At 68.9% G+C, this 18,281-nt stretch carries 17 protein-coding genes; 10 read left to right on the top strand and 7 right to left on the bottom strand.

Annotated elements, in window-relative coordinates:
* Positions 1-139 precede the first annotated feature (139 nt).
* Positions 140-1,102, bottom strand: coding sequence for a 4-(cytidine 5'-diphospho)-2-C-methyl-D-erythritol kinase (locus LOK44_RS08860; protein WP_237569600.1), 963 nt, complete (start codon positions 1,100-1,102; stop codon positions 140-142).
* A gap of 191 nt (positions 1,103-1,293) precedes the next feature.
* Between LOK44_RS08860 and LOK44_RS08855 the strand changes: the two genes are divergently transcribed.
* Positions 1,294-2,094 carry a serine/threonine-protein kinase gene (locus LOK44_RS08855; protein WP_237569599.1) on the top strand — a complete coding sequence of 267 codons (801 nt, stop codon included), beginning with the start codon at positions 1,294-1,296 and terminating at the stop codon, positions 2,092-2,094.
* A gap of 86 nt (positions 2,095-2,180) precedes the next feature.
* Positions 2,181-3,692 (top strand): amino acid permease, encoded by a 1,512-nt coding sequence (locus LOK44_RS08850; RefSeq protein WP_237569598.1) that lies wholly within the window; start codon positions 2,181-2,183, stop codon positions 3,690-3,692.
* Here LOK44_RS08850 and rsmA read toward each other — a convergent pair.
* The 3 genes from rsmA to LOK44_RS08835 form a co-directional block, all read right to left on the bottom strand.
* Entirely contained in the window at positions 3,689-4,639 is a 951-nt protein-coding gene (rsmA, locus tag LOK44_RS08845; protein ID WP_237569801.1) for a 16S rRNA (adenine(1518)-N(6)/adenine(1519)-N(6))-dimethyltransferase RsmA, read from the bottom strand. The two genes, LOK44_RS08850 and rsmA, sit on opposite strands and share 4 nt — an antisense overlap.
* Entirely contained in the window at positions 4,636-5,763 is a 1,128-nt protein-coding gene (locus LOK44_RS08840) for a resuscitation-promoting factor (RefSeq protein ID WP_237569597.1), read from the bottom strand. The genes rsmA and LOK44_RS08840 overlap by 4 nt, the downstream gene beginning before the upstream one ends.
* A 100-nt stretch (positions 5,764-5,863) precedes the next feature.
* Positions 5,864-6,733 (bottom strand): TatD family hydrolase, encoded by an 870-nt coding sequence (locus LOK44_RS08835; RefSeq protein WP_237569596.1) that lies wholly within the window; start codon positions 6,731-6,733, stop codon positions 5,864-5,866.
* 25 nt (positions 6,734-6,758) lie between these two features.
* Between LOK44_RS08835 and metG the strand changes: the two genes are divergently transcribed.
* From metG to LOK44_RS08815, 4 genes are all read left to right on the top strand, one after another.
* Positions 6,759-8,441, top strand: a complete 1,683-nt coding sequence (gene metG, locus LOK44_RS08830; protein WP_237569595.1) for a methionine--tRNA ligase — start codon at positions 6,759-6,761, stop codon at positions 8,439-8,441.
* 101 nt (positions 8,442-8,542) lie between these two features.
* The gene (locus LOK44_RS08825) at positions 8,543-9,727 is read left to right on the top strand and encodes an NAD(P)/FAD-dependent oxidoreductase (RefSeq protein WP_237569594.1); all 1,185 of its coding nucleotides are present in this window, start codon (positions 8,543-8,545) and stop codon (positions 9,725-9,727) included.
* Positions 9,724-10,614, top strand: a complete 891-nt coding sequence (locus LOK44_RS08820) for an RNA polymerase sigma-70 factor (protein WP_237569593.1) — start codon at positions 9,724-9,726, stop codon at positions 10,612-10,614. Before LOK44_RS08825 ends, LOK44_RS08820 begins: the two co-directional genes overlap by 4 nt.
* 12 nt (positions 10,615-10,626) lie before the next feature.
* Positions 10,627-11,880, top strand: a complete 1,254-nt coding sequence (locus LOK44_RS08815; protein ID WP_237569592.1) for an aminodeoxychorismate synthase component I — start codon at positions 10,627-10,629, stop codon at positions 11,878-11,880.
* On the opposite strand, the gene rsmI is transcribed toward LOK44_RS08815, so the two are convergent.
* Positions 11,836-12,672 (bottom strand): 16S rRNA (cytidine(1402)-2'-O)-methyltransferase, encoded by an 837-nt coding sequence (gene rsmI / locus LOK44_RS08810; protein WP_237569591.1) that lies wholly within the window; start codon positions 12,670-12,672, stop codon positions 11,836-11,838. The two genes, LOK44_RS08815 and rsmI, sit on opposite strands and share 45 nt — an antisense overlap.
* Before the next feature lie 24 nt (positions 12,673-12,696).
* Between rsmI and LOK44_RS08805 the strand changes: the two genes are divergently transcribed.
* Positions 12,697-14,226: a dolichyl-phosphate-mannose--protein mannosyltransferase gene (locus tag LOK44_RS08805; protein ID WP_372481203.1), complete on the top strand. Its 1,530-nt coding sequence runs from the start codon at positions 12,697-12,699 to the stop codon at positions 14,224-14,226.
* A 125-nt stretch (positions 14,227-14,351) separates the two neighbouring features.
* Entirely contained in the window at positions 14,352-15,215 is an 864-nt protein-coding gene (locus LOK44_RS08800; RefSeq protein ID WP_237569590.1) for a type IV toxin-antitoxin system AbiEi family antitoxin, read from the top strand.
* Between the two features lie 42 nt (positions 15,216-15,257).
* Here the strand turns inward: LOK44_RS08800 and arcA are convergent, their stop codons facing one another.
* Positions 15,258-16,463 carry an arginine deiminase gene (gene arcA / locus LOK44_RS08795; RefSeq protein ID WP_237569589.1) on the bottom strand — a complete coding sequence of 402 codons (1,206 nt, stop codon included), beginning with the start codon at positions 16,461-16,463 and terminating at the stop codon, positions 15,258-15,260.
* A gap of 68 nt (positions 16,464-16,531) precedes the next feature.
* Between arcA and soxR the strand changes: the two genes are divergently transcribed.
* Both soxR and LOK44_RS08785 read left to right on the top strand, forming a co-directional pair.
* Positions 16,532-16,963 carry a redox-sensitive transcriptional activator SoxR gene (gene soxR / locus LOK44_RS08790; RefSeq protein ID WP_163922959.1) on the top strand — a complete coding sequence of 144 codons (432 nt, stop codon included), beginning with the start codon at positions 16,532-16,534 and terminating at the stop codon, positions 16,961-16,963.
* A gap of 46 nt (positions 16,964-17,009) precedes the next feature.
* Positions 17,010-17,600 carry an alpha-ketoglutarate-dependent dioxygenase AlkB gene (locus LOK44_RS08785; protein WP_237569799.1) on the top strand — a complete coding sequence of 197 codons (591 nt, stop codon included), beginning with the start codon at positions 17,010-17,012 and terminating at the stop codon, positions 17,598-17,600.
* Here the strand turns inward: LOK44_RS08785 and LOK44_RS08780 are convergent.
* Entirely contained in the window at positions 17,597-18,271 is a 675-nt protein-coding gene (locus tag LOK44_RS08780; protein WP_237569588.1) for a DUF5642 family protein, read from the bottom strand. The genes LOK44_RS08785 and LOK44_RS08780 overlap by 4 nt on opposite strands.
* Between the last annotated feature and the right edge of the window lie 10 nt (positions 18,272-18,281).

Below are 18,281 nucleotides of genomic sequence, written 5' to 3'. Positions count from 1 at the left end.
CCGGCGGGATGCGTCGTCGCGTAGGCCGCGTGACCGCTAGCTTTCACCGTCGCTCATCTTAAGAGACCCTTAAGTAACTAACAAACCCATGACCAAAGTGAGGTCTGGGTCACAGTCCGACGCGTCTACCGCAGTCCCGTCAAGAAGCGTGGGGTTCCGAGACCACCCGGGCCCCGTGCACCGGCCCACTGGCGGCCCGGACGGTGCGGCAGACGCCCTCCCCCGCCAACACCGCGCCGACGTCGACGGCCGAGGACGCCGACGAGCAGAGGAACGCGCACGTCGGGCCGGACCCCGACACGATCCCGGCGAGCGCACCGGCGTCGACACCGGCCGCGAGCGTGCGACGCAGTCGCCCGTCGAGCCCGACGGCAGCCGCCTGCAGATCATTGCCCAGCAGCGGAGCGAGTTGGTGGGCGTCCCCGGACGCCAGCGCGGCCAGCAATGGCTCGGGGTCCTCGAGCCGGGGCGGGCCGCCTGCGGGGTCAGCGCGCAGCCGGTCTATCTCGCCGAAGACCCGCGGCGTCGAGAGACCGCCGTCGGCGAATGCGAGCACCCAGTGGAACGTCGTGCGCGCCAGCACCGTGGCGAGCCGCTCGCCGCGGCCGGTTCCCAGTGCGGTGCCGCCGTGCAGGCTGAACGGCACGTCGCTGCCCAATTGGGCTGCCAGCCCGTGCAGGTCGCGGCGCGGCACGCCGAGTTCCCACAGCGCGTTCATCGCCACCAGCACGGCGGCGGCGTCGGCGCTGCCGCCTGCCATGCCGCCGGCCACGGGGATCGACTTGGCGATCGAGATGGCCACCTCGGGCGCGCGGCCGACGTGCTCGGCCAGGAGTTCGGCGGCCCGCCACGCGAGGTTTCGGTCGTCGGTCGGCAGGGAGCCGGCGCCCTCACCGGTGATCGCCAGGGACAGGACGTCGGCGTTGCGCACGGTGACGTCGTCGAACAGCGACACGGCGTGGAAGACGGTGGTCAGTTCGTGATAGCCGTCGTCACGCAGGTCGCCGACGCCGAGATAGAGGTTGACCTTGCCCGGGACGCGGACCGTCACCGAGCTTGACGGAACCCAGTCGGAGGCGGCGTTTCCGTCGGAGGCGGGCACGCCACACACTATCGCCGCAGCGCCGACGGTAGGGACGAAGTGGTGAGATACCCCTCGTACGATCCCGCCGCTCGCGCCGGCTGTCGCGCAGCCCGCAGGCGTCAACGCTAGTGTTTGCTCGCGAACTGTGTCAAGGATCACTCGGCGCTTCGTGCCGCGACCTTGGCCCGGTTGAGCCGTAGGGTGAAGCCGTGTCCGAACCCGTCACTCGGTTCGACGACTTCGCAATCGAAGGCCTCGTCGGCCGCGGCGGGTCGGCGACGGTGTATCGCGCACAGCGCATCTCGCGGCCCGGCCCTGCGCTGGCACTGAAGGTGCTCGACGAACGGCACCGCGGTCCGTCCGACCTCGAGCGGCTGCACCGCGAATTCGAGTTCGCCAGGCGAGCCGCCCACCCCCACGTCGTGATCGTCGACGAATGCGGGGATGGTTGGCTTGCCATGGAACTCGTCGACGGCGGCTCGGTGAGCACCCTGGGCACCCTGCCCGCCTTCCTGACCGCGCTGGCCGACATCGCCGAGGCGCTCGACCATGCCCACCGTATCGGCGTCGTTCACTGCGACGTCAAGCCGTCGAACATTCTGGTGCACAGCGACTTCGCGGTGCGCGGCGCCGTGCTCGTCGACTTCGGGGTCGCCCGCTCGCTCACCGAACGCGCACCGCGCCCCGCCACCCGCATCGACGCGTCACTGCCCTACACCGCGCCGGAGATCCTGCACGGTAGGACGCCGTCGGCGGCGTCGGACGAGTACGCGCTGGCCTGCACCGCAGTCGAACTGCTGATCGGCACAACGCCTTTCGTCGCATCGACGGCAATGGGACTGATCGACGCACACCTGAGCCACCCCGTGCCGCGTTACTCCCGCCGGCTGGCATGGGTGAGCCACGCGTTCGACTCCATTCTCGCCAAGGCCATGGCGAAGGACCCCGACCACCGCTACCCCACCTGCTCGGAGTTCGTCCGGCTGGTCGCCCGCGCGCTGACCCCGTAAGACCCAAACGTCGCGGAAACATGGCGTAATGCAAGGTTTACCGTGCACGGGTTGCGGGCCGCTCGCACCGGTCTAGCGTTTGCTCAATGGCTGCACCCACCGAGTACGACAACTCAGCACTCGCACACGAAGAAGAGGGCTACGAAAAGGGCCTCAAGCCAAGGCAATTGCAGATGATCGCCATCGGCGGTGCGATCGGAACGGGTCTGTTCATGGGCGCGGGCGGACGGCTCGCCAGCGCCGGCCCCGGCCTGTTCATCGTGTACGCGATCTGCGGGGTCTTCGTCTTCTTCATCCTGCGCGCCCTCGGCGAACTGGTGCTGCACCGACCCTCCTCGGGATCGTTCGTGTCGTACGCCCGCGAATTCCTCGGCGAGAAGGCGGCTTACGTCGCGGGTTGGATGTACTTCTTCAACTGGGCGTGCACCTCGATCGTCGACGTGACGGCCATCGCGCTCTACATGCACTACTGGGGCGCCTTCGAGGCAATACCGCAGTGGACGATCGCCCTGATCGCGCTCGTCATCGTGCTGGCCGTCAACATGATCTCGGTCAAGTGGTTCGGCGAGATGGAGTTCTGGGCGGCGCTGATCAAGGTCGTCGCACTGGTCACGTTCCTGATCGTCGGGATCATCTTCCTGGCGGGACGCTTCACGGTCGAGGGTGCGGCGACCGGCCCGTCGGTGATCGCCGACAACGGCGGCATCCTGCCCAACGGCGTGCTGGCGCTCGTCGTGATCACCTCAGGCGTGATCTTCGCCTACGCCGCAGTGGAATTGGTCGGCACCGCGGCAGGTGAGACGGAGAACCCTGCCAAGGTGATGCCCAAGGCCATCAACTCGGTGATCTTCCGAATCGCCGTGTTCTACGTGGGTTCACTGGTCCTGCTGGCACTGCTGCTGCCCTACACCGCCTACGTGCAGGGCACGAGCCCGTTCGTCACCTTCTTCTCGAAGATCGGCGTTCCCGCTGCCGGCGACATCATGAACTTCGTCGTGCTGACCGCGGCACTGTCGAGCCTCAACGCCGGCCTCTACTCGACGGGCCGCATCCTGCGCTCGATGTCGATGAACGGCAGCGCCCCGCAGTTCACCTCCAAGATGTCCAAGCGGGGCGTGCCGTGGGCAGGCATCGCGTTGACGGCCTGCTTCACGGTGGTCGGCGTCTTCCTCAACCTGGTCGTCCCGGCCGAGGCATTCAACATCGCGTTGGACCTCTCGGCACTCGGGATCATCGCCTCCTGGGCGACGATCGTGATCTGCCAGATTCAGATGTACCGCTGGTCGAAGAAGGGCATTCTGCAACGCCCGTCGTTCCGCCTGTTCGGCACGCCGTACACGAGTTACGCCACGCTGGCCTTCCTCGGCGGCGTGACACTGCTGATGTGCATCGAGAACTACTGGAACGCGATCGCGCTGCTCATCATCGTTCCCACGCTCGTCGGCGGTTGGTACGCAGTGCGCGGCAGAGTGCTCAGCGTCGCCCAGGAGCGCGTCGGGTACACCGGCAACTACCCGGTGGTTGCGGAGACCCCGCTGCAGGCCGAACTCATCGCCAAGGACAACCGGCACCCCGTGGAGCCGAAGGAGTCCGACTAGCTCGAGTCGGTGGTGCGGACCGCTTCGGCGTCGTCCTGCTGCTTCGCCTTGGGTTGCCAACCCGAGCGCTGCAGCAGCCGCACGAAGTCGGCGATCGCGAGGGTCTCGCCGCGACGAGCCGGATCGATGCTCGCCGACAGCAGCCGCTCGGCCGACTCGTTGCCCGAGCCCGCCCACTCGGCGAAGGCGTTACGGGAAGTCTTGCGGCGTTGCGCGAACGCGATGTCGATCAACTTGAAGACCTCGTCGCGGAACTCCGCGTCGGTAGGCCACGGCGGTGCCGAGTCCGCAGGAGTCTCGTAGCGATCGATGCGCACCAGCCCCGAGTAGACCCGCGGGATCGGCCAGAACACCGTCGGCGACACCATGCCATAGCGGCGGACGTTGCCGTAGAAGCGAACCTTCGCACTCGGCACGCCGTAGTCCTTGCCGCCCGGTTCGGCAGCAAGCCGCTCGGCGACCTCGGCCTGCACCATCACCATCACGGTGCGGATGGTCGGGAACTCGGCGAGCAGATGCAGGATCGCCGGGACCGCCACGTTGTAGGGCAGGTTCGCCACGACCGCGGTGGGCTGATCCCGGTAATCCGGCATCGCCTCGATGTCGGCCCGGGTCAGCGTCAAGATGTCGTGGTGCAACACGTTGAGGCGACCGGCCTCGCTGTGCGAATGCTCCCCGACGGTCTTGGGCAGGCGCTCACACAACACCGGATCGATCTCGACGGCGGTGACCCGCGAGCCGCGATCGAGCAGGGCAAGTGTCAGGGATCCGAGACCGGGGCCGACCTCGAGCACGTGATCGTGCCGGTTGACCCCGGAGGCAGTAGCGATCCTGCGAACGGTGTTCGCATCGTGGACGAAGTTCTGACCAAGCGATTTCCGCGGCCGGAAGTCGAGTTCCTTCGCCAAGTGTCGTATCTCGGTGCGACCGAGGAGCCTGATGGTCAGCGCACTCCCAACCTTCCACTACACGTAGGCCAGGCACCCCATCCTTGGCGCGCCCGTGTTACCTCAGCAATCGCGATCTGTTCTTCCCTCGTTGCCAGATCGGCCCGCTGAGAATACCTCAGACCACCGTTGCGTTCCCATGTGTTTTGATCAAATTGCACGCCACCGTAAAATCCGTTGCCTGTGTTGATCGCCCAGTTGCCTCCCGCTTCACACTGGGAAAGCGAGTCCCAGGTTGCACCCATGGACACCGGCGGCACCTCGGTACCCGGCTTGGCGCCCACCCGCAGGATGGCGTCGCGGGCGGGTTCGACCACGACATTGGCTACTGGCAACCTGCCCGTTTCGACCCCGTTGGTGGTGGCGATGGCAAACGTGACGTCCTGCGTGCCGGGTGTTCCGGGGTCCTCGACGACCTGGCGGCTCATGTTCATATTGACGTCCGGGATGGTGTGACTGGCGGGCTTCAGCGGCATCCGCTGGGTCACCTTCTCGGTCCGCACCCGGGTCACACGGATCTGCATTCCGTCTACGACCGGTGACGACGCGGCGGGAGTCACCGCATCGCTCTGCTGCAGCGGAACGCCTGCGGCCTCGAGCAGACCGGCCACGTTGGCAGCCGCCAGACGGACCGTGCGGACCACGCCCGCGTCGTCGAGCTGAACCGTCCGCGGCGTCACGACGGGCAGTGACATGCCCTTTAGCGGCACGCGGGTGGCGCGCGACGCCGCTGCCGGCGCGGTGTCGGTCATGGCGAGCTGAGCCAGCGCGCCCTGCACCGTCGACGCGGTGGTCCACACCTCGCGGCTGTCGCGGCCGTCCATCGAGATCTGCAGCGGCCTGCTCCGGCTCAGCACGATGGTGTCCGACTGGTGCACGTCCTCGTCGGCTGCCGGGAACAGATCGTCGCGGTCACCGACCTCGAACCCGTTCTCCTCGACCACGTCGATCACCCGGGTCTTCATGGTCGACACCGTCATCGTCGAACCGTCGACCGTGAGTTCCACAGTCTTGTGCGAGGCGACGGCCGAGCCACCGGCAAAGGCCAGCGCGGCCAACAGCAGGGCGACGCAGAGTCGCAACATCGGCGAGCGGGTCTCGTGCAATCTGTGCAAGACGTTCAAGAGGTCAATCCCAAAGATGTATGGCCGGCGCGTGGACAGGACTCAACCGGCGGTTTCATCACAGGACGGTAACGAAATGCCCAGGTAGGGGCAACTTGGCTCACCGACGCAGCCCGTAGGCCCCTGCGGCTGTGTCGGAAGTCTCGCGGGCCAGCTCGGTAGCCGAGCGATCGAGCACGTCGGCCAACGCCCGGACCGTGTAGGGCAGACAGTACGACTCGTTGGGTGCGCCGCGGTACGGATGCGGGGTGAGGAACGGGGCGTCGGTCTCGACGAGCAGTTGCCCGAGCGGGATCAACCGCGCGGCGTCCCGCAGCGCGGCGGCGTTCTTGAAGCTGACCGTGCCCGACAGGCTCAGCAGCCAGCCGGCGTCGACGCACACCCGCGCCATCTCCGGACCCGAGGAGAAGCAGTGGAAGATCACGGTGTCGGGAGCACCCTCGGCGCGCAGCACGTCGAGCACCTCGGCGTCGGCGTCCCGGTTGTGGATCATCAGCGGCTTGCCGGTCCGCTTGGCCAGGTCGATGTGCCATGCGAACGCCTCGCGCTGCTCGGCGGGGTCGGCACAGCCCTCCAGGCGGCCGGGCCAGAACATGTCCATGCCGGTCTCGCCGATCGCGACGACCCGGGGGTGGGCAGCCAGCCGCTCGATCTCTGCCCGCGCCTCGCCGTCGAGGGCTCCTGCGCGGGTCGGGTGCAGCGCGACGGCGGCGTAGACCCGCTCGTCCCATTCGGCGGCGTCGACGACCCAGCGGGCCGACTCGAGGTCATCGGCGATGGTCACGACGGCTTGAACGCCGACCGAGGCGGCACGGTCGAGGATCGCGTGCACGTCGTCGGCGTTTCGGGCCCCGCAGGCGTCGAGGTGGGTGTGCGCGTCGACCAGCGGTGCCAGCGGTTCAGGCAGTGGAGGGGCCTGCCGTTCGCGCCGCGACGATCCGGTCGCCTCGTTATCGGATGTTCCGGACACGCCCTAGACAATAAGGTGAAGCGCGATGAGCACCCCTGATCTATCCCCCGGCGCGGGGACGCGCACCCCTGATCTATCCCCCGGCGCGGGGACGCGCACCCCTGATCTATCCCCCGGCGCGGGGACGCGCACCCCTGATCCCTCGCACGGCGCCGGCAGACCCTTCTACGTGACCACTGCCATCGCCTACCCGAACGGCGTGCCGCACGTCGGTCACGCCTACGAGTACGTCTCCACCGATGCAATCGCCCGGTTCAAGCGACTCGACGGGTTCGACGTCCGATTCCTCACCGGCACCGACGAGCACGGACTGAAGATGGCCCAGACCGCGGCCGCCGAGGGCATCCCGACCGCGGACCTGGCGCGGCGCAACTCCGACGTGTTCCAGCGGCTGCAAGAGGGCCTCGGCGTCACGTTCGACCGCTTCATCAGGACCACCGACGCCGACCACGTGGAGGCGTCGGTCGCGATCTGGAACCGGATGAGCGACGCCGGCGACATCTACCTCGACTCGTACTCCGGGTGGTACTCGGTGCGCGACGAACGCTTCTTCACCTCCGACGAGACCGAGGTCGTCGCCGACGGCTCGCGCATCGCCACCGAGACCGGTACGCCCGTCACGTGGACCGAGGAGCAGACCTATTTCTTCCGGCTTTCGGCCTACACCGAGCGGTTGCTCGCCCACTACGAGGCGCACCCGGAGTTCATCGGGCCCGACGTCCGGCGCAACGAGATCGTCAGCTTCGTCTCCGGCGGACTGCGCGACCTGTCGATCTCGCGCACGACGTTCGACTGGGGCGTCAAGGTGCCCGACCACCCCGACCACGTCATGTACGTCTGGGTGGACGCGCTCACCAATTACCTGACCGGCGTGGGCTTCCCGGACACCGAGTCCGAGTCCTACCGTCGCTACTGGCCTGCCGATTTGCACATGATCGGCAAGGACATCATCCGGTTCCACACGGTGTACTGGCCTGCCTTCCTGATGTCGGCGGGGCTCGAACTGCCGCGCCGGGTGTTCGCGCACGGCTTCCTGTTCAACCGCGGCGAGAAGATGAGCAAGTCGGTGGGCAACGTCGTCGACCCCGTCGCCCTCGTCGACGCGTTCGGGCTCGACCAGGTTCGCTTCTTCCTGCTGCGCGAGGTGCCGTTCGGTCACGACGGCAGCTACAGCGAGGACGGCATCATCAGCCGGATCAATACCGACCTCGCCAACGAGCTGGGCAACCTGGCGCAGCGGTCGCTGTCGATGGTGAACAAGAACCTCGGCGCGGCCGTGCCCGATCCGGGACCGCTGAGCGCCGAGGACGCCGAGATGCTCGCTGCAGCCGATGCCCTGCTTCCGACGGTCCGCGCGCACTTCGACGAGCAGGCCATGCACCTTGCGCTCGAGGCGATCTGGTCGGTGCTCGGCGCCGCCAACCGGTACTTCTCCGCCCAGGAGCCATGGGTGCTGCGCAAGTCGGAGGCCGCCGAGGATCAGCAGCGGTTCGGCGCGGTGCTGTACACGACGCTGGAGACCGTCCGCATCGCCGCGCTGCTCGTCCAGCCGGTGATGCCGGAGTCGTCGGCGAAGCTGCTGACGCTGCTCGGACAGGACGAGGACGCCAGGACGTTCGCGTCGATCGGCACGCGGTTGGCACCGGGCACGGCACTGCCGAAACCCGAGGGCGTGTTCCCCCGCTACGTCGTCGAGGAGGCTTCATAGTGAGCTGTGCCACATTCGGCGTCTAGGTGTCACACTTCGACGGTCACGGGTGTCTTGAGGTCAGACCGGCAGCGCAGCCGGAACGACCCTGAGGAGTAGTCATGACCACGAGCAAGCAGACCAACGTCGTGGTGATCGGCGGCGGATACGCGGGCGTCATCGCGGCCAATCACCTGCGGACCAATCCGGACGTCGCGGTCACGCTGATCAACCCTCGCCCGGTGTTCGTCGAGCGAATCCGGCTGCACCAGTTGGTGACGGGCTCCGACGATGCAATCGTCGACTACGCCGACGTGCTGGGCACCGACGTCCGGCTGGTGGTCGACTCGGCCGTCCGGATCGACGCCCCGGCGCGCACCGTCACCCTCGCGTCCGGTGACACCGTCGCCTACGACTACCTGATCTACGCCGTCGGCAGCACCGGCGCTGCGCCGACCGTGCCCGGCGCCGCCGAATTCGCCTATGCAGTCTCCGAATTCGAGCACGGTGAGCCGCTGCGCGCCGCGGTGGCGGGCACCCGGCGGGGCGAGCCCGTCGCCGTGGTGGGCGCGGGCCCGACCGGCATCGAGATGGCCACCGAGTTGGCCGAAGAGGGGCACGCGGTGACGCTGCTGTGCGGTGGCGTGCTCGGGCCGTACCTGAGCAACCCTGGCCGCAGGTCGGTCGCGAAGGTGATGCGCCGCCTCGGCGTCACGGTCGTCGACGGGCCCGGCTCGAAGGTCACCGAGGTGCGCGAGGGCTCGGTGGTGCTGTCCGACGGGCGCGAACTGCGCAGTGCCGTGACGATCTGGACGGCGGGCTTTGGGGTGCCGGACCTGGCGCGGCGCAGCGGCCTGACGACCGACGGGCTCGGCCGGCTGCTCACCGACGAGACGCTCACCAGCGTCGACGATCCGTTCATCGTCGCCGCAGGAGATGCGTCCGCGCCGTCGGGCGCTCCGCTGCGGATGAGCTGCCAGGCCGCGCTGCCCCTCGGCGCGCAGGCCGCCAACACGGTGCTGAGCCGGATCGCGGGAACCGAGCCGGCGGTGATCAATCAGGCGTTCACGGGCCAGTGCATCAGCCTCGGGCGCAACGCGGCCACCATTCAGTTGGCTCGCCCCGACGATCGGGTGCTGCCGCTCTACATCGGTGGCCGCGCTGCCGCCACGGTCAAGGAAGCGGTGTGCAAGGGCACGATCTCGTTCCTGGCCAAGGAGGCCCGCAAGCCGGGCTCGTACTTCTGGCTCAAGGGCGGCAAGCGTGCGCAGCGGCTGGCGGAGGCCGACACCGCGTCGGTCCGATGAGCGACGAGCACGCCGAACGGTTCACTCGGCTGCGGCCGCTGCTGTTCACGATCGCCTACGAGATCCTGGGCGCCGCAACCGAAGCCGAGGACGTGCTGCAGGACGGGTACCTGCGCTGGGCCGAGGTGGACCTGGACACCGTCGAGGACACCAAGGCCTACCTCGCCCGGCTCGTCACCCGTCAGGCCCTCAACGCCCTGCGCGCGCAGTCCCGCAGGCGCGAGGAGTACGTCGGACCGTGGCTGCCCGAGCCCGTGCTGGTCGATGCAGGCGACGCGTCGTCGGACGTGGTACTCGCCGAGTCCGTCTCGATGGCGATGATGGTCGTGCTGGAGACGCTGAGCCCCGATGAGCGTGCGGTGTTCGTGCTGCGCGAGGTGTTCGGCTTCGACCACGGCGAGATCGCCGAGGCCATCGGGAAGTCGCCTGCGGCGGTTCGCCAAATCTCCCACCGGGCACGCGAACACGTCCAGGCCAGACGGCGACGGTTCGAGCCGGTCGACCCCGCGACGTCCTTGGAGATCACCGCTCAGTTCTTCGCCACCGCCGCGACCGGAGACGTCAACGGGCTGATCGGCATGCTCGCACCGGACGTGGTGTGGACGGCCGACAGCGACGGAAAGGTCAGCGCCGCACGGCGTCCGGTGTCCGGCGCCGACAGCGTCGCCCGGCTCATCGTCGGCCTCATCCGGCTCGGCGGGCCCGACGGTCGCGCCGAACCCGCGTTCTACAACGGGGCACCCGCGCTCGTGCTGTACACCGGCGACAAGTTGGAGGGCGTGGTGTCGGTCGAGATCGTCGACGGCAAGATCGCCAACTTCTACGCGATGCGCAACCCGGAGAAGCTGGCGGGCGTGACGGTCTCCCGCGCGATCGGGCGGGTCTGACAAGCTGAGGCGGTGCACGTCGAGCCGCTGAGTGCCGGGAGCGCCCCGGTAGTGCTGCGCGCACTCACAACGGCGACCACGCGGCTCCGTCTGCCACCGCCTGCCGCACTGACCGGGGACTGGTTCGCCTCGCGCGCGGTGATCGTACCCAGCGTGGCGGTGCTGCCGGTGGATCCGGCCGACGTGTTCGACGTCGCGCCGGGGGCGGGTGACGGCACCGTCGGCGGCGGGTGGATCGGTTACCTGTCCTACCCCGACGCGGGTAGCGACGCGGCGGACGGCCGCATCCCGAGAGCAGCTGGCGGGTGGACGGATTGCGTCCTGCGGCAGGACCTCGACGGCCAGTGGTGGTACGAAAGCCTGCTCGGCACAGGGCCTCCCGCGTGGATCACCGACGCGCTGGCAGCGCCGGCGCCGGTTCTGCCCCACCACGTCGACTGGCGTACACCGGATCGCGCCACGCACCGCCGCGGCGTCCTGGCATGTCTGGAGGCCATCCGAGCCGGCGAGGTGTACCAGGCCTGCGTGTGCACGCAGTTCACCGGCGAGCTCGACGGATCGCCGGTCGATCTGTTCGCCGACGCCGTCGCCCGGACCGCACCCGCCCGCGCGGCGTTCCTGTCCGGCGAATGGGGTGCGGTGGCGTCGCTGTCACCCGAGCTGTTCCTGTCCCGGCACGGCGAAGTCGTCACATCGAGCCCCATCAAGGGCACCCTGCCGCTGGAGCGACCGCCGTCGGCGCTGCGGCAGTCGATCAAGGACGTCGCGGAGAACGTGATGATCGTCGACCTGGTGCGCAACGATCTGGGCCGGGTGGCGATCACCGGATCGGTGACGGTGCCCGAACTGCTCAGCGTTCGGCGCGCCCCGGGCGTGTGGCATCTGGTGTCGACGGTCGAGGCGCGCGTCGACGCCGACCTGCCGATGGCCGCACTGCTCGACGCCACTTTTCCACCGGCGTCGGTGACCGGGACGCCGAAGACGCGGGCGCGGGAACTGCTTCGGACCTGGGAGCCTGCGACGCGCGGGATCTACTGCGGGACGGTCGGATTCGCCTCCCCGGTGGCGGGATGCGAACTCAACGTCGCGATCCGGACCGTCGAGTTCGACGCCGGCGGCTCGGCAGTTCTCGGCGTGGGGGGCGGTATCACCGCTGACTCGGATCCGGACGACGAGTGGGACGAATGCCTGCACAAGGCGGCACCGGTCGTCGGGCGGACGCTAGCCGCGGGCCCGCAGCACGGCGTCGTACAGCTCGCGCCGTGACGGCGCACCCGGCGTCGCCTCGACCACCTCGGCGCACGCGTCCTTGACCCGCATGCCGTCGTCGACCCTGGCCTGCACCAGGGTCACCAGGGTGTCGACGTCGGCCCGCGGTTGCGCGCCGGCGAGCACGACGGTGATCTCGCCAAGCACGCCCTCGGCCGCCCACTCTGCGAGGTCACCGAGCGTCCCGCGCTTGACCTCCTCGTGGGTCTTGGTGAGTTCGCGGCAGACGACCGCGCGGCGATCGGCGCCGAGCACGTCGGCGGCGTCGCGCAGGCACTCCGCCAGACGGCGCGGCGACTCGAAGAACACGCACGTACGCTGCTCGTTGGTCAGGGCCTTGAACCACGTGAGGCGGGCGGCGTGCTTGCGCGGGGCGAAGCCGTCGAAGCAGAACCGGTCCGACGGCAGACCGGACACCGCCAGCGCCGTCGTCACCGCCGAGGGGCCGGGCAGACAACTGACCGTCAGCCCGGCCGCGGCGCAGGCGGCCACCAGCCGGTACCCGGGGTCGCTGATCAGCGGCATGCCCGCGTCGCTGACGACGAGCACCGTCGCTCCCCCGGCCACGTCGTCGACGAGACCCTGCACCCGCGCCGCCTCGTTCTGATCGAAGAAGCTGACGATCCGGCCCGCCGGCTTCACCTCCAGCGAGTGGGCGAGCACCCTGATCCGGCGGGTGTCCTCCGCGGCGATGACGTCGGCGGTGGCCAGCGCCTCGATCAGGCGTGCCGAAGCGTCGCCGACCTGCCCCAACGGTGTTGCTGCGAGCAGCAGGCGGCCTCCGGTCACAGGCAACAGCCTACGATCGCATGCGTGACCGCCCCGCCCGCCGAGCGCACCGTGCCGGTGATCAGCCCGGCGCCGCTGATGCCGACGCCCGACTTCGGGCCGCTCGACCGGATGCAGGGCTGGATCATGACCGCGGTCATCACCGCGCTCGCGGCGATCACGCGCTTCATCAACCTCGGCTCGCCCACCGACGCGGGCACGCCGATCTTCGACGAGAAGCACTACGCGCCGCAGGCCTACCAGGTCCTGGGCAACCACGGCGTCGAGGACAACCCCGGCTACGGCTTGGTGGTGCACCCGCCGGTGGGCAAGCAGTTGATGGCCATCGGCGAGGCGATCTTCGGCTACAACGGGCTGGGCTGGCGGTTCAGCGGAGCCGTGTGCGGCGTGATCATCGTGCTGCTGGTGGCGCGCATCGTCCGTCGGATCACGCGGTCGACGCTGATCGGCGGCATCGCCGGGCTGCTGATCATCGCCGACGGCGTCAGCTTCGTGACGGCGCGTACGGCACTTCTCGACGTGTTCCTCGTGACGTTCGTGGTGGCGGCGTTCGGGGCGCTGATCGTCGACAGGGACCAGATGCGCGAGCGGATGCACGTCGCACTACTCGAGGGCCGGATCGGTGAGACGGCATTCGGCCCGCGGCTCGGCGTGCGCTGGTGGCGGTTCGGCGCGGGCGTACTGCTCGGGCTCGGCTTCGCGACGAAGTGGTCGGGCCTGTACTTCATCCTCTTCTTCGGGCTGATGACGCTGGCGTTCGACGTCGCCGCGCGTCGGCAGTACCGGGTGCCGCGGCCGTGGGTGGGGACGCTGCGACGCGACCTCGGCCCGACGGCGTACGCGATGGGCCTCATCCCGGTGCTGGTGTACCTGGCGGCGTATGCGCCGTGGTTCGCGTCCGAGACCGGGGTGTACCGCCACGAGGAGGGCCGCACCATCGGCGACGATGGTCTGCTGCCCAACGCCATTCGCTCGCTCTGGCACTACATGTACTCGGTGTTCACGTTCCACTCGGAGCTGACGAATGCCGCGGGCAACCACCATCCGTGGGAGTCGAAGCCGTGGACGTGGCCGATGTCGCTCCGGCCGGTGCTGTACGCAATCGACCAGCAGGAAGTGGGCGGCTGCGGCGCGCAGTCCTGCGTGAAGGCCGTGATGCTCGTCGGCACGCCCGCGATGTGGTTCCTCGCGGTGCCGGTGCTGGGCTGGGCGCTGTGGCGCGCGGTCGTCAAGCGCGACTGGCGCTACGGCGTGGTCCTGGTCGGCTACTTCGCGGGCTACCTGCCGTGGTTCGCCGACATCGACCGGCAGATGTACTTCTTCTACGCCGCGCCGATGGCCCCGTTCCTGGTGATGGCGATCGCGCTGATCCTCGGCGACGTCCTGTACGCGCCTCGACAGAACCGAGAGCGGCGAACGCTGGGCCTGCTCGCGGTGTGCTTCTACGTCGCGCTGGTCATCACGAACTTCGCCTGGCTGTTCCCGATCCTCACGGGGCTGCCAATCTCCCAGGCGACCTGGAACATGCAGATCTGGTTGCCGTCCTGGCGCTAGGGGCTTGGCACTGAGTTCCCGCGACGTCTACACCAGCGTCGTGCTCCAGGAGTTATCCACAACCGTGGGGTAGACGTCGCGAGAACCGGCGGGTTCTGTCGGGTGCGGCCACCAGCATCCGGTTCATGGAACGAGCATTCGTCGGCAGTGAGCTACTCGACGGCGGCCTCACGCCGGGCCAGTTGCGGTGGCGGTACAGAGCCGTCCACCCGCGCATCTACGTGCCGCGTGACGCCGCGTCGTCGATCCAACTCGACGCATACGCCGCCTGGCTGTGGACCGATCGCCGCGGCATCGTGTCCGGCCGTGCGGCCGCCGCACTGCACGGGGCGCTGTGGGTGATCCCCGATACGCCGATCGAGATGATCGCCCCGCAGGGTCGCCCTCGACCAGGGGTGCTGATCCGCAACCAGCGCATCGACTGGGACGAGGTGTGCATGATCGACGACCTGTCGGTCACGACGCCCACGCGGACGGCGCTGGACCTCGCCAGGCACTTCGCGCGTGACACTGCCGTCAAGTACCTCGATGCGCTGGCGGCGGCGACTGGCATCACGGGCGAGGACGTGGCACCGCTCGTCGAGCGATATCGCGGCGCCAGGGGGATGAAGCGCGCCCGCATTGCGCTGGACCTCATGGACGGCGGGGCGCAGTCACCGATGGAGACGTGGCTACGTCTGCTCGCAATCGATGCCGGATACCCGCGGCCTCGGACCCAGATCCGCGTGCACGACGGCAACACCGAGGCGTTTCTCGACATGGGCTGGGACGAACCCAAGATCGGGCTGGACTACGACGGTCAGCAGCACCAGACCGACCGTCAGCGCTTCGTGCACGACATCGGGCGCAACGCGATGGTCGAGCGCCAGGGCTGGCTGGACATTCACGTCGTCAAGGAGCACGGCAAGGGCTTCATACTGCAGCGCATTCGGGAAGCAGCCGAGCGTCGGCGGTGGTTTCCGCTCGCGAGATCTACACCAGCGTCGTGATCAGCGGCAGATCGACGACAGTGGTGTAGATCTCGCGAGGAATCAAAGCGGGTCGCGCGCCACCGGGCACGACATGCACCTCGGGCCGCCGCGGCCGGTGCCCAGCTCGGACGCGGAGATCGGCAGCACCTCGATGCCCGAATCCGCAAGCCGCGCATTGGTTTCCGCGTTGCGCTCGTAGGCGACGACGACGCCGGGCGCCAGTGCCAGGGTGTTGTTGCCGTCGTCCCACTGCTCGCGCTCGGCCGTCACGGGGTCCAGGCCGGTGTCGATGACGCGCAGCTTGCCGATTCCCATCGCATCCGCTGCCGCCTTCACGAACGGGGCGGCGCCGTCGATCTTCACCCCGCTGCCCGTGCGGTGGATCGTGAACGCCGACAACGAGTCGACGATGTTCGGGTACATGACGACGGCGTCGTGGTCGACCATGGTGCACACCGTGTCGAGGTGCATCTGCGCCCGCTCCTGGGCGATCGGCACTGCCAGCACGGTATGCGCGAGGTCGTCGTCGAACAGGGTGCGCGCCAACGCCTCCGCTCCGGCGGGCGTCGTGCGCTCCCCCACCCCGACGGCCACCACGCCCGGCGCCAGCAGCAACACGTCACCGCCCTCGACCGGAGCGGAGCGCGACTCGTACGCCCGCCGCACGCCGAGGAACCGCGGGTGGTGCGCATAGATCAGGTCGGTCAGCGACGTCTCGCGCACGCGGGCGGGCAACGCCAGCGACGTGATCGCCACCCGCGCCCCGATCCAGAACGACGAATCCCTGGTGAACAGCAGATTCGGCAGCGGGTCGATCACGAAGTCGCCACCGTGGTGCATGCGCCGGACCAGCGACAGCTCGATCTCGTCGAACGGCAGCTCGTTGAACGTCATGCCCGCCATCAGCACGTGGGCCAGCGCGCCGGCGTCCAGCGTGCGCAGGTACACCGAGAGTTCTTGCGCCAGGGGCAGTCCGAGCCTGCGGGCGTCGACCGCGGCCGAGATGCCGTGCATCCGCGCCGCGCCGCTGGCAAGCGCCTCGCTGAGCAGATCGGCGACCAGCAGCACCTCGACACCGCGCGAGCGCAGCAGATCGGCGAACGCGTCGTGCTCCTGCTGCGCACGTGCCACCCACGGCAATCCGTCGAACAGCAGCTTGTCGTTGTTGCGCGGCGTGAGGCGCTGCAATTCGGCGCCGGGCCTGTGCAGGATCACCACCCGGAGCGTGCCGACCTCGGAATCCGCTCCCAGCAGCGTCTCAGTCACGTCTAGCACCGTACGCCCAGGGCACTTCGTCGTCCTTCCAACGCGGCACCTCAACTATCGTTGAGGTCATGGAGACGCTCGAACTGAGCCCTGGCGAGCTGTCGCGGCGCAGCGGCGTGGCGGTGTCGGCACTGCACTTCTACGAACGCGAAGGCCTGATCGTCAGCAGGCGAACCACCGGCAACCAGCGCCGATACGCCCGCGAGACGATCCGGCGCGTCGCGTTCATCCGGATGTCGCAGCGGCTCGGCATCCCGCTGGCCCGCATCCGGGAGGCGCTGTCCACGCTGCCCACCGACCGCGTGCCCACCAGCAAGGACTGGGCGCGCCTGTCGGCCGGCTGGCGGGAGGACCTCGACGAACGGATCCTGCACCTGCAGCGGTTGCGCGACAACCTCTCCGGCTGCATCGGCTGCGGTTGTCTCAGCCTCAAGGCGTGCTCGCTGGCCAACCCGGGCGACGTCCTGGCTCAGCGGGGACCGGGGGCTGCGAACCTATGACATCGAACGCCTGTGCGATAGGATCGAAACCGTGGCTGGAAGCGCGATGCCGGTTCAGACCTCGCTGTTCGATTGCACCGACCGGCGAGATCTCGGTGACGGCGCCTGGATAGACGTCCGGGCCGGTTGGCTGACCGGCCACGACGAGTGGTTCGGCGAACTGCTCGAGGCCATCCCGTGGCGCGCCGAGCGCAGGCAGATGTACGACCGCGTGCTCGACGTGCCCCGCCTCGTCAGCTTCCACGACCTACTAGCCGGGCCCGCTCCGCACCCTGCGCTCGCGAAGCTGCGCGTGCGGCTCAACGACATCTACGCCCGCGAACTCGGCGAGCCGTTCACCACCGCCGGACTCTGCCTGTATCGCGACGAGTCGGACAGCGTCGCCTGGCATGGCGACGACATCGGCCGCAGCCGCTCCGAGGACACGATGGTGGCGATCGTGAGCCTGGGCGCGACAAGGGCTTTCGCGATGCGGCCCCGCTCCGGTGGCCGCTCGCTGCGCCTGCCCCAGGCGCACGGCGACCTGCTCGTCATGGGCGGGTCGTGCCAGCGCACCTGGGAGCACGCGGTGCCCAAGACCACCAAGCCGACCGGCCCGCGGATCAGCATCCAGTTCCGGGCCCGCGACGTCCGCTAGGCCCCGCGGACGTCCTCGACGGCGGTAACCACCAGGTCGCGGGCACGCTTGGTGTCCACCGGCACGACGGGCTGATTCGGTACGACGAGTGGGTTCGCTGTGACGATCACCAGGAACGACCCGAAGGTCGCGACGTAGTTGTACAGCTCGCCGGAGGCCGGCTTGCCGTTCACCACGGTCTGCACGACGCGGTGGGTGCCCGTGGTCCGCACGTCCTCGATGGCCGGCGCCTCGGCCACCTCGACCAGGCCGCGCGCACCCGTTCCGGCGAACGCCACCTTCTGACAGTCCGCGCCCGGCTCCGGCAGCGGCACCGCCTCGGACGTCTCGACGGCGATCGCGATGAACCGGTTGCCCGCGCCCTCCGCGGTGACGGCGGCCATGTTGCCCTTCAGCCCCGGCGGCACCTGCAGGCCGGTCGCGAACTTCCCGCAGGCGGGCGGGTCGAATCTGATGCCCGGCGGAAGTGCCTGCGGCGCAAGCAGACGCGGGTCGACGCCGGTGGGGTTCACGGTGGACACCTTGAACTCCGGGCCGAACGCCGACTTCAGGTCGAGCACCTTCGCGATGTCGCCCTCCGACTCGTCACCGGACGACGCCGACCCGCCGGAACAAGCGGCGCATGCGGCCAGCAGCAGGGCGGACAGGAGCACGAGCGGGGTCCGAGACATCGGCGCCAAT

This window comes from Mycolicibacterium lacusdiani, assembly GCF_021916785.1.
Lineage (GTDB): Bacteria > Actinomycetota > Actinomycetes > Mycobacteriales > Mycobacteriaceae > Mycobacterium > Mycobacterium lacusdiani.
The sequence above is the reverse complement of the archived record's forward strand: the minus strand, read 5'-3'. Positions and strand labels throughout refer to the sequence as shown.